Origin of the sequence: Streptomyces sp. NPDC000594 (assembly GCF_040299965.1) — a bacterium.
Taxonomy (GTDB): domain Bacteria; phylum Actinomycetota; class Actinomycetes; order Streptomycetales; family Streptomycetaceae; genus Streptomyces.
This window is the reverse complement of the sequence record NZ_JBEPCY010000047.1, coordinates 1-14619: the sequence shown is the minus strand read 5'-3', so window position 1 is coordinate 14619 and position 14619 is coordinate 1. Positions and strand designations below refer to the sequence as shown.

General features: G+C 71.0%; 12 protein-coding genes. 4 read left to right on the top strand and 8 right to left on the bottom strand.

Annotated elements, in window-relative coordinates; translation table 11 throughout:
• Positions 1 to 52: 52 nt before the first annotated feature.
• Entirely contained in the window at positions 53 to 388 is a 336-nt protein-coding gene (locus tag ABT354_RS35175; protein WP_351501520.1) for a cupin domain-containing protein, read from the bottom strand.
• A 72-nt stretch (positions 389 to 460) separates the two neighbouring features.
• On the opposite strand from ABT354_RS35175, the gene ABT354_RS35170 reads away from it, so the two are divergent.
• On the top strand, positions 461 to 1390 hold the full coding sequence (locus ABT354_RS35170) for a GlxA family transcriptional regulator (protein ID WP_351501518.1): 930 nt from the start codon (positions 461 to 463) through the stop codon (positions 1388 to 1390).
• Positions 1391 to 1460: 70 nt separating this feature from the next.
• Here ABT354_RS35170 and ABT354_RS35165 read toward each other — a convergent pair whose 3' ends face one another.
• Together ABT354_RS35165 and ABT354_RS35160 are read right to left on the bottom strand one after the other, a co-directional pair.
• A complete protein-coding gene (locus ABT354_RS35165; protein ID WP_351501516.1) occupies positions 1461 to 2537 on the bottom strand; it encodes an RICIN domain-containing protein in 1077 nt (358 codons plus the stop codon).
• A 133-nt stretch (positions 2538 to 2670) separates the two neighbouring features.
• Positions 2671 to 5421 (bottom strand): zinc metalloprotease, encoded by a 2751-nt coding sequence (locus tag ABT354_RS35160; protein WP_351501514.1) that lies wholly within the window; start codon positions 5419 to 5421, stop codon positions 2671 to 2673.
• A gap of 511 nt (positions 5422 to 5932) precedes the next feature.
• Here ABT354_RS35160 and ABT354_RS35155 point away from each other — a divergent pair.
• The 3 genes from ABT354_RS35155 to ABT354_RS35145 all read left to right on the top strand — a co-directional run bounded on the left by ABT354_RS35155 (position 5933) and on the right by ABT354_RS35145 (position 9143).
• Positions 5933 to 6847: an aminoglycoside phosphotransferase family protein gene (locus ABT354_RS35155; RefSeq protein WP_351501512.1), complete on the top strand. Its 915-nt coding sequence runs from the start codon at positions 5933 to 5935 to the stop codon at positions 6845 to 6847.
• Positions 6848 to 6961: 114 nt separating this feature from the next.
• Positions 6962 to 7513, top strand: a complete 552-nt coding sequence (locus ABT354_RS35150) for a Uma2 family endonuclease (RefSeq protein ID WP_351501588.1) — start codon at positions 6962 to 6964, stop codon at positions 7511 to 7513.
• A gap of 178 nt (positions 7514 to 7691) precedes the next feature.
• On the top strand, positions 7692 to 9143 hold the full coding sequence (locus tag ABT354_RS35145; protein WP_351501510.1) for a serine hydrolase domain-containing protein: 1452 nt from the start codon (positions 7692 to 7694) through the stop codon (positions 9141 to 9143).
• A 167-nt stretch (positions 9144 to 9310) separates the two neighbouring features.
• On the opposite strand, the gene ABT354_RS35140 is transcribed toward ABT354_RS35145, so the two are convergent.
• The 5 genes from ABT354_RS35140 to ABT354_RS35120 form a co-directional block, all read right to left on the bottom strand.
• Positions 9311 to 10096 carry an RDD family protein gene (locus ABT354_RS35140; RefSeq protein WP_351501508.1) on the bottom strand — a complete coding sequence of 262 codons (786 nt, stop codon included), beginning with the start codon at positions 10094 to 10096 and terminating at the stop codon, positions 9311 to 9313.
• Between the two features lie 234 nt (positions 10097 to 10330).
• Positions 10331 to 11869: an MFS transporter gene (locus tag ABT354_RS35135; protein WP_351501506.1), complete on the bottom strand. Its 1539-nt coding sequence runs from the start codon at positions 11867 to 11869 to the stop codon at positions 10331 to 10333.
• Positions 11870 to 12118: 249 nt separating this feature from the next.
• Positions 12119 to 13276: an acetylornithine transaminase gene (locus tag ABT354_RS35130; RefSeq protein ID WP_351501586.1), complete on the bottom strand. Its 1158-nt coding sequence runs from the start codon at positions 13274 to 13276 to the stop codon at positions 12119 to 12121.
• Positions 13277 to 13485: 209 nt separating this feature from the next.
• Positions 13486 to 14514, bottom strand: coding sequence for an acetylglutamate kinase (gene argB / locus ABT354_RS35125; protein WP_351501504.1), 1029 nt, complete (start codon positions 14512 to 14514; stop codon positions 13486 to 13488).
• A partial coding sequence (locus ABT354_RS35120; protein WP_351501584.1) for a bifunctional ornithine acetyltransferase/N-acetylglutamate synthase occupies positions 14511 to 14619 on the bottom strand: 109 nt, incomplete at its 5' end. The genes argB and ABT354_RS35120, both read right to left, overlap by 4 nt.

Below are 14619 nucleotides of genomic sequence, written 5' to 3'. Positions count from 1 at the left end.
CCTGCGGCCGCTCGATCCTAAGGGTGCGGCGCGGGCCTCGGCGAGAGAGTCGTCAGCCCTCCGGGTAGAAGAGGAACAGCGTGCAGCCGGTGGTGGTGGAGGGCACATGCCAGGACCCGGCCGGGGCGTGCAGGAAGGTGCCCGGAGGGTAGTCGCGGGCTCCGTCGTTGAAGGTGCCGGCGACGACGTAGACCTCCTCCGGGCCGGGCTCGTGGACATCGCGGTGCGGCCAGGAGGTGCCCGCCGCCATCTCTAGCACATGGGCGTGCGCGCCGGTCGGTCCCCGCCACAGGGGGCGCAACCGTATGCCGGGGAACAGCTCACGTACGGGGGATTCGTCGACGGAGGCGGAGGCGTAGCCGTCCTGCGTAAGGATCTCGGGGTGCATGCCCGCAACAGTGCCGTGCGCGGGTCGCGGCGGGACAGAGACCGCGCTGACACCGTGGGGTACTTTCGTGCCATGCATCGCGTGGTGGCGCTGGTACGGCCGGTGCAGTCGGCGTTCGAGCTGGGCTGTGCCGTCGAGGTCTTCGGTACGGAGCGGCCGGAGCTGCCGCGGTACTACCGGTTCGAGGTGTGCGCGGAGACACCTGGCCCGGTGCCGACCACCGGCGGGTACGCGATGTCCGTGTCCCAGGGTCTGTCGGCGCTGGACACCGCGGACACCGTGATCATCCCGGGCTGGCTGCCGGTGGAGGAGCCGCTCTCCGACCCCGTGCGCCGGGCGCTGCTGCGGGCGCATGCGCGGGGGGCCCGGCTGGTCACGATCTGTTCGGGGGTGTTCGCGCTGGCCCGTACCGGACTGCTGGACGGCCGTTCGGCCACCACGCACTGGGCGCGCGCGGAGCAGCTGCGGCGTGAGTTCCCGCAGGTGCGCGTGGAGCCGGACCGGCTCTACGTGGATCATGGTGATGTCGCCACCAGCGCGGGCGCGGGCGCGGGGTTCGACCTCTGTCTGCATCTGGTCCGACACGATCATGGGGCCGCGTATGCCGCGCTGCTCACGCGGCATATGGTGCTGCCTCCGCAGCGCGAGGACGGCGGAACGCGGTACGCCGGGGGCCCCGAAGACGCGTTCGACGGCCTGCTCCAGTGGACCGACGAGCGGCTCGGGGCGCCGTTGTCGGTGGACGACCTGGCCGCGCACCTCGGCGTCTCGCCCCGGACCCTGGCCCGACGCTTCGCCGACCGGCTCGGCACGAGCCCGGGGGCCTGGCTGCTCGCCCGGCGGGTGGCCACGGCACGCACCCTGCTGGAGGATACGGACCTGCCGGTGGAGGCCATCGCGACCCGGGTCGGCCTGAGCTCCGCGGTCAATCTCCGGCGCCGCTTCCGCACGCTGACGGGGACGACCCCCGGGGCGTACCGGCGGGCGTTCAGGGTGCCCTGATCCGCGTTCCCTGATCCGCGTTCCCTGATCCGCCGAACGGCTCCCGCCGGGCGGACCCGCCGCTCCCGGGTCAGGCCGACCAGGCGTCGGAGATACAGGTGTTGGGGTCACGGGTGGTCCACTCGATGGCCACCGTGCCGTCGAGCCTGGTCAGCGTGTACTTGTCCTCCTTGTACCAGAGGGCCTCGGCCACCCGGCCGCCCTGGGGGTAGCTCCGGCTGAGGGTCTGGGTCCTGCTGCTCTCCTGTGCCGGGCCGGAGCCGGTGGTGGTCTTGAGGCCGCGGCTGATGGTGGTGCCGAGGGAGGCGGTGAGCCCCGTGTAGGCGAGGGACGCGTCGGCGGTGACGGAGATTCCGGTGACGATCTGCACCGCGGGCGCGTTGGGGGTGGTGAGGCCGACGGTGATCTGCTGGGTCCTGGTCTGCTGGGTGGCGCCGTTGTGGTCGTAGAAATGCGCCAGCTTCCAGTAGCCCTGGCGCTTCAGCAGGTAGTACGGGCTCTCGATGCCCTGCCGGGTGCGCGGCAGGGCGGAGTCCGTGATCAGGGGGAACGGCAGGGCGACCTGTCCGATCAGGACGGGAGCGGTCTGCTGCTGGGACGGCTGTCCGAAGCCGGTCAGCCGGACCACGTCACCGATGTCGGCCGGGCCGGCCGGTACCGGCGCGAGATCCAGCACCGGCCGGTACTCGTCCTCGACCTCCAGGTCCCAGACATTCGTCGCCTGCGGCGGGCGGTGGAAGAAGTCCTGCTGGGTCTGCGCCCCCGAGCCCGTCGTGTTGCCCTGGAGACCCAGATACAGGCCGGTGCGCTTGTTGACGATGTGGTGGCCACCGCCCGGAGCCTCCCGGACCAGCCAGGTCTGCAACGCGGCGGGGCCGGTCTGCACGGTGTTCTGTTCCAGCTTGGCCGAGGGCGCGACGCTGCCGTCCACGACGGTGGCCACCAGACCGCTGAATTTGTTCGCGATCAGATGGCCGCCGTCGTCGAGCGGGAAGACGTGCCACACCTGACTCGTACGGTACTGGCCGGTGTCGAGCCGCCAGGTGTCCAGCCTGTTGCCGACATTGGTCGAATTCCCGGCCACATTCAGAACGATGCCCGACTTGCGGTTCCTGAGCACATAGCTGCGCCCGGCACTGATGGCCATCCGGCCCCTCCTCTGATAGTCGCACTCGGTGCGGAAACCTGTCGCTGTCCGGCTCCGTGCCAGGCGCGCCGGCACGGAGCACTCACCGGCACCGACGCCGGGGGCGGGGGCGGCCGGGTGGCCGGGTGGCCGGTCAGGAGTCGGGCTGTTCTCCGGCGGTTTCGCGGATCTGGGCGCGGGTGGTGTCGGCCTGTTCCTGGATGCGCTGTTGTACGTGGTCGGGGACGCCCTGGTCGTGGAAGTGGCTGGTCAGGGTGGAGAGGGTGGCCTCGGCGCGTTCGAGGTCGCCCGCCTTGGCGTGGACGGTGGCGAGGCGGCGGAAGGCGGCGTTCAAGGTGAGGTTGTCGAGGCCGGTGTCCTGGTCGGTACGGGAGGTGGTGATCGCCTCGGTGAGCTGGGTGACCGCGGTCCCGGTGTCGGGCTGGCGGATCTGGAGGCGGCCGTCGCCGATGGTCTGGAAGTGGCGTCCGGCGTTCGCGCCCCGGGCGAGACGGGCGTAGGCGGTCAGCGGGTGGTCGCCATGGCGTTCGATCACTTCCTGGAGGGCGTCGTTGCCGCTGGTGAGGTGGGGTGCGTCGGAGCCGAGGAAGGCGAGGAGGGTGCCTTGGTCGTCGCCGGTGAGGAGTTCGCCGACCTCCTGGTCGGCGCGGTCGAGGGGGGTGCGGACCCGGAGGGTACGGGTGGGGGCGACGGTACGGGCGCCGTCGAGGCCGGTGTGGACGGCGGTGACCCGATAGGTACCGGGCTCGGCGAAGTACAGGCCGTCGCTGCCGTAGCCGAGGTAGGCGGTCTCGTAGACGGCCGGGTTCGCCTCGGTGAGGGTGACGGTCCGCTCCTCGGGGCCGTGTGCCGTGCAGGCGCGGGCGATGGGGCGGAAGGCCCGGGTGCGGCCGTAGGGGTCGGTGATCACGATCGTGGTGCGCTCGCCCTTCGGGCCGATCGCCGCGGCCACGGTCACGTCCCCGGTCACCCCGGTGCGGGAGAGCCTCAGCTCGGCCATGACGGGTTCGCCGTAGCCGAAGACCTGCTTACCGCCGAGCGAGAGGGTCAGGCCGGGGTCCTCGGGAGCGCCGGGCAGGACGAGCGCCTCCGGGGAGGGGGCGGGGTTGATGAGGGCGGCGTTGCCGCCGAAGTCGCTGCCGCCGGGAACGATGTGGCGGTGGAAGGCGTGGCGCAGATGGCGCAGTTCGTCGTCGGTGAAGCTGTAGGGGAAGTCCTGCCAGAAGTGCCGGGCGCCCGCGCGGTCACCGATGGCGTAATTCGGCGGGTAGTTCATCCAGGACAGATCGCCGAAGCCGTTGTTCGGACCCAGTGGGACCGGGGGTGTGCTGAAGTGTTTGTGGAAGGAGTGGAACAGATTGAACACATGTCCCAGTTCGTGGACGTAGGTGAACAGCTCGAGGGAGTCACCGATCAGACCGGTTTCCCGCAGATTGCTGTTGAAGATGGCCATGCCCTGGCGGTGGCTGCCCGTGGCATCGAACATGAGTCCGGCGGCGTCGTAGGCGTCGGAGCTGCGGGTGGTGATGAAGGTCCAGATTTTCCACTGTTCCGCGTCCCGGTGGAGGCTGAAGTTGGCGGTCATGGCGGCGTGCAACTCGGCGATGGACCATGCGAGGTCGGCGCCGGAGGTGTTGGCCACCGTGTTGACCTGGCCCGCGTGCTTCAGCTCGATACCGGCCTCGGCGTAGGCGGAGGCGACGGTGAGCACCCGGTTGCGGTAGCCGCGTGGGACGTTGCCCCGGGAGGTGTCGTAGCTCTGGAAGGCGGTCTCTCCCGCCAGTGCGTCGGTCTCCAGCTCGACGGACCGCAGCCCGGGTCCCGCGTAGGAGAGCGACAGCTGCAGTGACGCACCGGTGCCGGGCACGAAGAGGGCGAGGTGGGTGGTGCGTGCGGGGCTGTTCGCGGCGACGCGGGGAAGTTGCACGGTGAGCTGGGTCCACGGTGAGCTGTTCGCCCAGGACAGGTTCTGACTGGAGACGACGAAGTGGCTGCCGCCCGCCACGACACTCAGATCGGAGGGGGAACGGAAGGAGTCGGTCCAGGTGTCGCCGGTGAACAGGTCGCCGCTGATGACTCCCAGGGACCGCTCGCCCTCCAGGTCGACGCGCAGCTCGATCCGCTGGTTTCCGAGGGTGCCCGTCCAGCGGCCGGTGACCGGCCGGTGGGACCCGCGGTAGTGCTCGGGGAGCGCGGCAAGGCCCGGCACGCCGAGCCGGTCCAGTGCGCCGGAGGCCAGTACCCCGGTCTTCCAGTTCAGCAGGACGCCCTGGCCGCCCTTGATCAGCAGGCTCTGCCGGGTCCCGTCGGCAGCCGGTTTGTACGGCGCCACATGGTCCAGGCCGGAGCGGAAGTCCTCCGGCAGCGCGGCCCAGCCCGCGGAGCCCGACGCGTCCGGGCCGTCGATGATCAGCGCCTCGCGCACCACGCCGGTGGACCAGTTCAGGGTGAGGACCCGCCCGCCCTTGAAGACATACGTCTGCCGCGTTCCGCCCGTTCCGTCGGGCGCCTGTAACAGGGCGTCGATCTCCGAGCGGTAGCCGGCGGGGAGCGCGGTGCCCCAGTTCGCCAGTGCCGCCCACGGCCCCTCGCTGACGATCCGCCCCTGCTCCCAGTCGTACCAGTAGTGGTTGTTGCCCGAGAAGAACAGACTCTGCCGGTTCTCCCCCGGGCGGGACAGCAGTACGGCGCCGAGGGCGAGCCCCCGCCCTTGGAAGTTGAACAACTGCGGCGCCAACGCGGTGAGGTAGTCCCCACCGATCCGCTGCTGCTCGCTGACCAGGGCGCCCTCCATCCCCTGGGCGAACAGCAGCCGCCACTCACTGCCCGCCGGATGCGCCAGCACCCAGCTGAAGCCGGTCGCCTTGTACCGCATGAATGCCATGCCCCGTACTCCTCTCAGAGATGGTGAAGCGCGGTGGATCGGTTCCGCCGGTCCCGGATTCGGCGGACGCCACAGTGCCGTCCGACGTCAGGATTCGCGTCGGTGCCCGGCCTCGGAACGGGCATGCCGTACCGGGGCGGGGAACGAGCGGTGACAGTCGAGCACACGCCCGATACGCACGAATATCGAACAGAACATCAATGGCTCATAAAGGGTGAACCAAAGGGAATCCATGCCCGTGGTGCGCACCGCACCGCCTGTCCCCTCCTGGCCGGAACGGCGCTCCCCCGTCGAGGGCCGGGCGGAGCGGACCGCGCCCTTCCCGGTGGCTGCCGGACGGACCCGGCCATGAGCGCCGCCCGACCCGGGTCGGTGCCCCGCCCCGGCGCGACCGGAAGAGAACATCCCGGCGGACGGGAACGGGTGCGCCATTGAGCCACCGCCACCGCCCACGGGCGGCGCCTCCCGTCGAACACCCCACACCGGCCGCGGCCGGATAGCGTGGCTCCGTATGACACATACCGACATCGAGATCACCGCCGAGCTGATCCGGGAGCTGCTGGACGAGCAGCACCCCGATCTGGCCGATCGTCCGTTGAGGCTCGGCGCGCGCGGCTGGGACAATCAGCTGTGGCGGCTCGGCGAGGACCTCGCCGTGCGGCTGCCCTGGGCGACGGACAACGCCGACGCGCTGCTGCGCAAGGAACACGCGTGGCTTCCCTCCCTGGCGCCGGGGCTGCCGCTGCCCGTGCCCGTGCCGCAGCGGCTCGGGGAGCCGTCCGCGCGGTTTCCGCGGCCGTGGATCGTCACCACCTGGGTGCCGGGCGAGCCCGCCGACCGCGAACCGGTCACCCGCGGCGAGGAAGCGGCCGACGCGCTGGCCGCGTTCCTGACCGCCCTTCACCGGCCCGCCCCCGAGGGCGCACCCGTCGGCCGGGATCGCGGGGGCCCGCTGGCCGACAGCGCCGAGGGCTTCGCCCGGCAGCTCGCCTCGGCCACCGAGCTGGGGCTGATCGCCGACCCCGACGCCGTCCGCGCGGTCTGGGAGGACGCCCTGGCCGCCCCCGAGTGGACGGGTCCGGCGCTGTGGCTCCATGGCGACCTGCATCCGGCCAACGTCCTCACCTCGGACGGCACCTTCTGCGGAGTGATCGACTTCGGTGACCTCTGCGCGGGCGATCCGGCCCATGACCTCGCCGCCGCCTGGATCCTGCTGCCGGACGGCGCCACCGACCGCCTCTTCGACTCCTACGAACCGACCCCGGACGCCGCGACCCTGCGCCGCGCCCGGGGCTGCGCGCTGACGCGCGCCCTCAGCGGAATCCTCATCGGGGACGCCGGCCTCCACGGCCGCCCCGGCGGCAAGCCCACCTGGGGCCCGCCCGGCCATGCCGCCCTGCGGCGGCTCATCGCGTCACACGGGTGACCCGAGCCATCGGCGATCGTTGAGTATGCGGCTTCTGTGCCATCCGCCGCTGGGCCGAGGCACAATGGCCGTGCGTGTGGATGAGGAGGTGGAGGAGTGAGCGTTGCCAGCTTTATGCACCATCACGGGCCCTGGACCATCGCCGATGTCCTCGCCCTGCCCGAAGACCGCTCCAAGCGCTACGAGCTGCTGGGGGGATCGCTCGTGATGTCCCCCGCCCCGGGCCTGCGCCATCAGCGCGCGAGCTACCGGCTCCACGTCGCCCTCGACACCGCCGCCCAGGCGGCCGGCGTACCTGTGGAGGTCCTGGAGGCGATCAACGTCACCCTCCCCTCCGGTCTGGTCGTCCCCGACATCGTCGTCGCCGACGCGGGGGCGGCCGCCGAGGACACCGTCAGTATCGACGCCGAAGCCGTCCAGCTGATCGTGGAACTCGTCTCCCCCGGCAACAGGACGATGGACCGCAAGATCAAGCCCCTCCTCTACGCAGAGGCCGCCATCCCCCATTACTGGCGCCTTGAGTTCGATCCCGCGCCCCGTCTGATCGTCAGCGAGCTCGACAACGGTCGCTACACGGAGCGGATGATCGCACTCCCGGGAACCGTCACCGAGATCGACGCACCCTTCCCCCTGAAGATCGACCCGGCGGGCATCGCCCGACAGTAGGGCGCTTGAGGTCGGGGGCCTGAGGCCCTCGGCCTCATACCCGGATTCCCCGCTCCCCCAGAGACGCGCTCTTTTGACGCTCCGTTGGCGCGAACACGCCCTTGCGCACACTGGACCCTCGTGCGTACAGTGTGCGCATCGAGAGAACGACGTACGCATCGTTGGAGGGGAAGACACCATGCCGCAGAAGCTGACCTGGGACCGGGAGGGCAACTGGGAGGCCAACGGCTCCTGGGGCAAGATGAACTCGGTGGGTCGCAAGATCTATCTGGACCAGTGGCAGCGGCGCCTCGACCGGCTGCGGATCGAGCACCATGTGCCCGGGGCCTGCCTCGCCGTGCTGGTGGACGGGTCGGTCCATGAGCTGGCCAGCGGGGTGCTCCACCGGGGCACCGGGGTGGACGCAACGCCGGACTCCGTCTTCCAGCTGGGATCGCTCGCCAAGGTCTACACCGCCACCCTGGTGATGCAGCTGGTGGACTCCGGCGCCCTGGACCTGGACGCCACCGTCGTCAGCGTGCTCCCGGACTTCTCCACCGGGAATCCGGAAGCCACACCCACGATGACCATCCGTCAGCTGCTCTCCCACACCAGCGGGCTCACCTGCGACTTCACCTATGACTCCGGCCGCGGCGACGACTGCCTCGCCAAGTATGTGGAGGCCGCCGCCGAGGTGGATCTGGACTGCCCGCCCGGGACCGCGGTCTCCTACAGCAGCCTCGGCTACAACGTGCTCGGCCGGATCGTGGAGGTGCTGACCGGGCAGACCTGGGACGAGGCGCTGAAGGAGCGGCTGCTCGCCCCGCTGGGTCTGGAGAGCACGATGACCCTGCCGGAGGAGGCGCTCGCGTTCCGGACGGCGATGGGGCACCTGGGCGAGCTGGGCGAGGACCCCGCACCGGCGCCGGCCTGGGATCTGATGCCCCGGTCCGCCGGCCCGTACGGACGGGTGCTGGCCAGCGCCGGGGATCTGGCCCGGCTGGCCAAGCTGCATCTCGACGGCGGCAAGGCGGCGGACGGCACCCGGCTGCTCTCGGCGGAGAGCGTCGCCGCGATGCAGCGCCGGGAGATCGACGTACCCGACAAGTGGACCGTCCACGCGGACGGCTGGGGCCTCGGCTGGACCCTCTACGACTTCCTGGGCACCACGGGCTTCGGCCACGACGGCGCCTCGATCGGCCAGTACGGCTTCCTGCGGGTGGTGCCCGAGAAGGGGGTGGCGCTCGTCCTGCTGACCAACGGCGGTGACGCCCGGCGGCTGTACGAGGCCCTCTTCGGGGAGCTGCTGGAGCAGCTGGCCGGGGCGCGGATGCCGGCGGCGTTCGGGCCGCCCGCGCAGCCGCCCGCCATGGAGCTGGCGCCGCTGCTCGGGACGTACAAGCGGGCGGGGGTCGTCATCACCGTCAGCGAGCAGGAGGGCAAGCCGCATCTGGTGTACGAGTTCGTGGACGGGATGAAGGACTTCTCCCCGCCGCTGCGGATGGACCTCGTACCCGTCGAGGAGAACGTCTACGCCGGGCCCGGCAGCGGCGCGTACAGCGCGGACTGGATGCCGGTGGTCTTCTCGACGCTGGCGGACGGCACCCGCTGTGTCTACATCGGGATGCGTGCCGCGCCCAAGGTGGCCTGAGCCGCTGTCAGTACCGGACCCTCGGGGGCCGGGGCCTACGGGCTCCGGCCCCTTTTGCCGTACCGACAAAACAGCGGACGACCGCCGGTTTTCCCTCCGGGAGGGGACAGCCGACGGACCGGAGAGTGGGGAAAACCGACTCTCCGGTCCGTCTGTGCGGATGATGGTCATCGCAGCGGGCGGATCACCTGGGTGCCCGCGATCCGGTCGCTGAGGGTGCGGCCGGACGAGGAGAGCCCGGGGAGCGCGTTCAGCCAGAAGACGGCCACCGCTGCGGCCCAGGCGAAGAGCGCGGCACCGTACTCGCCGAGCAGCAGCAGGCAGCAGGCGAGCGAGAAGACGGCCACATCGGAGACGGTGGTCAGCGCGGCCCGGGCCGCCGTGCGGCCGGGGGACCTCGGGGTGACCCGCAGGCCGAACAGGGCCTTGCCGAGGGTGCGTCCGGTCAGGGCGAGCGCGGCCCAGTGGTAGAGGAAGGTGGCCGCCGCCAGGACGGCGAACGCCTGGATGACGACGGTCGCGGCGCGGTCCCAGAGGGTACGGGCCAGCTCCTCGACCCGGTCCCGGGTGTCGCCGTTCCCGGTCAGCAGCTCCCAGGTGCTGAAGGAGGTGAGGTCGGTCGTCTGGCTGACCATCTCGGTGATCCGGGCCGCGGCGAGATGGCCCAGCGCCCACGCCAGCAGCAGGACCAGGGCGAAGTCCACGGCCCAGGCGAGGAGTCGGCGGAGGTTCCCGGGGCGGCCGCCCGTCTCGATCACGGCGGTACGGGCGGGCTCCGGCGCACCGGCCGGGGTGGAGTAGGGATTGCCGGCCGGTACGGGTCCCGGCTGCCGGGGTCCGGAGCCGTACGGCGGGTCGAAGGGCGGCGGGCCGGGGAACGGCAGCTCCGGAAGCGGATGCGCGGCCGATCGGCCGTCGGGCGACTGCGGCTGGGTACGCGGCGGGCTGGTCATGGTCTCCCTCAAGGCGATGGGGGCGGGCGTGCGAGGTGATGGGGAGCGGGCCGGGCCATGCGGGCCGGCGCACGCGGCGACAGGGGGCGGGCCGGGCCATGGGGGCCGGCGCGCAGGGCGACAGGGGGCGGGCGTGCGAGAGCGGTGACCGCGGGCCGTGGACGGTCGGTCCACGGGCGCCGCGTTCACCGCTCTCCGCAAGCAGGGATCCGGTCCACCGGCCGGATCGGGTGATCAGTGGTGAGTGGAGATCAGCTTGTCCTCGGTGGACTGCTCCTGCTCCTGCTCGCCGCCGGCCGCATGCGCGTCCTTCGGCGTCTTCATCAGGAAGAAGGCCAGTACCGCCGCCATCACCACACCGGACGCGCCCGCCAGGAAGCTGGCGGACATACCCGCGGTGAAGGCGTCCTGAGCGGTCTCCAGCAGAGCGCTGTCCTTGGTGGACTCGGCCAGGGCCAGCGCGTCACCGATCGACTCGCGGGCGGCCTCGGGCACCGTGGACGGCATGTCACCGGTGTAGGAGCTGGAGAGCACCGCACCGATGACGGCGACGCCGAGGGCGGCACCCGCCTGCTGGATGGTGTCGTTGAGCGCGGAGCCGACACCGGCGTGCTCGGTCGGCACCGCACCCATCAGGGCACCGATGGCCGCCGGCATCGCCAGACCGGAACCGGCGCCCATCAGGACCATGGCCCCGATGATCGTGCCCCAGCCGTCGCCCTCCGAGAGGGTGGAGAGCACCGCGAACCCGGCGGCGATGACGGCCAGGCCGACGACCGCCATGGCACGGTTGCCGGTCTTGGAGACCAGCGCGGCACCGATGGTGTTGAACACCAGCGTGGCCACGGCCAGCGGGGTGAAGGCCAGTCCGGTCTCGGTCGGTGTGTAACCGAGGACGAACTGGAGGTACTGGGTCAGGACCAGCATCAGACCGCCGTTGGCGAAGGTCAGCAGGACCAGCGAGAAGCTGGCGCCCGTGAAGACCTTGTTGCGGAACAGCGACAGCGGCACCATCGGCGACTTGCAACGGGTCTCCCAGACCGCGAAGCCGATGAGGCTGAACAGCGTGATACCGAGGGAGATCTGCGTGCTGGTGTGGTCGAGGCCGCCCTTGGGCAGCTCGATGATGGTCCAGACGAGGGCGGTCATACCGGACATGGAGAGGACCATGCCGACCGGGTCCGCCTTGCGCCAGGGGCCCTTGGACTCCGGCATCAGCACCAGCGCCGAGATGATGGCGAGGATGGCGATGGGGATGTTGATCAGGAAGACCGCGCCCCACCAGAAGTGGGCGATGAGGGCGCCGCCGAGGACGGGGCCGCCGACGAGACCGACCATGGCGACCGCGCTCCAGGCGGCGATGGCCTTGGGACGCTCGTCCTCGTCGAAGACGGTGATGAGGATCGACAGGGTGCTCGGCATGACCAGCGCACCACCGACACCCATCAGGGTCCGGCCGAGGATCAGCTGCTCAGGGGTGCTGGCGTAGGTCGCGAGGACCGAGGCCAGTCCGAAGAGCACCAGACCGATGATCATCACTTTCCGACGGCCGTACTTGTCGGAGAGGCTGCCCGCGGTCAGCAGGAGGCCGGCGAAGACCAGCATGTACGAGTCGATGATCCACTGGATGTCCTGGCCGGTCGCCCCGAGGTCCTCGGTGATCGGCGGGATGGCCACGGTGAGGACCATGTTGTCGATCACCAGGACCAGGGTGCTGAGGCAGAGCACCACCAGGATCAGCCAGCGGCGTGGGTGACGTTCCAGACGTTCCATCAATCAAAACCTTTCGAACGGCGTGAGCCCGGGCGACCGAGGCTGGCCGACAGGGAGAGGGCTGCGTAGAAATTATCAAACCAGCGTCGCGGTTTTTTCTAGCCCTATTCCAGCCGTCGGTACTGAGCCGTCGGTACGCCGTGCGCAGCTGCGTACGGCGTACCTTCGGGCGTACGTCGAACACCGAGGACGGGTGCGGAGTGCGGTGGTACGAGGCGCCGGGGCGCCGGGGGCGGAAGTGCGGGGCCGTCAGGCCGCCACGGCGACCGGGTCCATGGAGCCGGTCAGGACGGCCGGGAAACGGCCGAGGAAGAGGTCGATGTCCAGATCCGAGAGGATCAGCGGCGGGCAGAGCCGGATGACATCCGGGGCGGGCGCGTTCACCAGCAACCCGGCCTCCAGGGCCGTGCGCTGGACCCGGGCGGCGACCGGCTCGTTGAGGACGACGGCGAGCAGAAGCCCGGCGCCGCGGACCCGGTCCACCAGCGGGTGGCCCAGCCCTTCGATGCCGGTACGCAGCCGCTCACCTGCGCGTTGTACATGGTCGAGCAGGCCGCCGGCCTGGATGGTGTCGAGTACCGCGAGGGCCGCCGCGCAGACGACCGGGTTGCCGCTGAAGGTGGAACCGTGGGTTCCGGGGGTCAGCAGCCCGGCGGCGCGGCCGAAGGCGAGGGTGGCCCCGACGGGCAGTCCGCCGCCGAGTCCCTTGGCGAGGGTGACGACATCGGCCTCGACCCCCTCCGCCTGGGCGGCGAACCAGTGGCCGGTCCGGCCGATGCCGGTCTGCACCTCGTCCAGGACCAGCAGGGTCCCGGTCGCCTCGGTGATCTCCCGCGCCGCCCGGAGGTAGCCCGGGGGCGGGGTGATGACCCCGTTCTCGCCCTGGATCGGCTCCAGGATGACAAACGCGGTCTCGGGGGTGACGGCCGCCCGCAGGGCCTCGGTGTCCCCGTACGGCACATGGCTGACACCGGCGGGGAGTGGCCGGAAAGCGTCCTGCTTGCCGGGCTGTCCGGTGAGCGCGAGCGCGCCCATCGTCCGCCCGTGGAAACCGCCGTGCGCGGCGACCATGTGCGGACGGCCGGTCAGCCGCCCGATCTTGAAGGCGGCCTCATTGGCCTCGGCGCCCGAGTTGGAGAAGAAGACCCGGCCGTCGGTACGTCCGGTCAGGGCCAGCAGCCGTTCGGCGAGGGCCACCGTCGGCTCGGCGACGAAGAAGTTGGAGACATGGCCGAGGGAGAGGATCTGCCGGGAGACCGCCTCCACCACGGCGGGGTGGCCATGGCCCAGCGCGTTCACCGCGATACCGCCGAGGAAGTCGACGTACTCGGTGCCGTTCGCGTCCCAGACCCGGGTGCCCCGCCCCTCGACCAGGGGCAGTTGCGGGGTGCCGAAGTTGTCCATCATCGACCGCTGCCAGCGCTGGGTGAGTGCCGCATTGCCCGGTGGCGCCGGGCTGCCGCCACTGGCGTCCCAGCGGGCGCCACCGGTCTCCCTGTTCGCCGGGCTGCCCAGGACTCCGGCCGGGGTGGCCTCCGGGCCGCCCGTGGCGAAGAGGGCCGGGCCGCCCACCGGGGACGCGGACGCGAGCAGGGCCGTGCGGACGGTGTCGCCTGTCATGCCGCCACTCCTTCGGTCAGACCGCTGTCGGTGCCGGGGGCAGTACGGGTGCCGGAGGCAGTACCCGTACCGGTTCCGGGGGCCTTGTCGGGGACGATCGTCGTCCCGATGCCCTCGTCGGAGAAGATCTCCAGCAGGACCGAGTGCCGTACCCGGCCGTCGATGACCCGGGCCGAGCCCACTCCGCCCCGTACCGCGTGCAGGCAGCCCTGCATCTTGGGGATCATGCCGCTGGCGAGGCCGGGCAGCAGCTCGCCGAGTTCGGTGGCGGTGAGCCGGGAGATCACCTCGTCGCTGTGGGGCCAGTCGCGGTAGAGCCCCTCCACATCGGTGAGGATCATCAGGATCTCGGCGCCCAGGGCGGCGGCCATCGCGGCGGCGGCCGTATCGGCGTTCACATTGAAGACCCCGCCGTCGTCGGCGTCCCGGTCGTCGGTACTGCGGGCGATGGAGGAGATGACGGGGATACGGCCGTCCTCCAGCAGCGCCCGGACGACACCGGTGTCGATCTGGGCGACCTCGCCGACCCGGCCGATGTCGACGGACTCGCCGTCGATCCGTGCGTACTTCTTGTCGGCGGTCATCAGCCGGGCGTCCTCGCCGGTCATCCCGACGGCGTGCGGGCCGTAGCGGTTGAGCATGCCGACGAGTTCGCGCTGGACCTGTCCGGCGAGGACCATCCGGACCACGTCCATGGCCTCGTCGGTGGTCACCCGCAGCCCGGCCTTGAACTCGCTGACCAGGCCGTGCTTGTCGAGCTGGGCACTGATCTGCGGCCCGCCGCCGTGCACCACGACAGGTCTGAGGCCGGCGTGGTGGAGGAAGAGGATGTCCTCGGCGAACGCCGTCTTGAGCCGGGCGTCGACCATGGCGTTGCCGCCGAACTTGATGACGACGGTCCTGCCCCGGTGCCGCGCCAGCCAGGGCAGCGCCTCGATGAGGGCGTCGGCCTTGGGGAGGGCGGTGTGCTTACGGGCGGCGGCCAGGCCGGTCGGTGTGGGCGTGAGGCTGGTCAGAATGCTCATGAGGAGTACTCGCTGTTCTCGTGGACGTATTCGGCGGTGAGGTCGTTGGCCCAGATGACGGCGGTGTGGTCGCCGGCCTGGAGGTCGACGGTGATCCGTACCTCC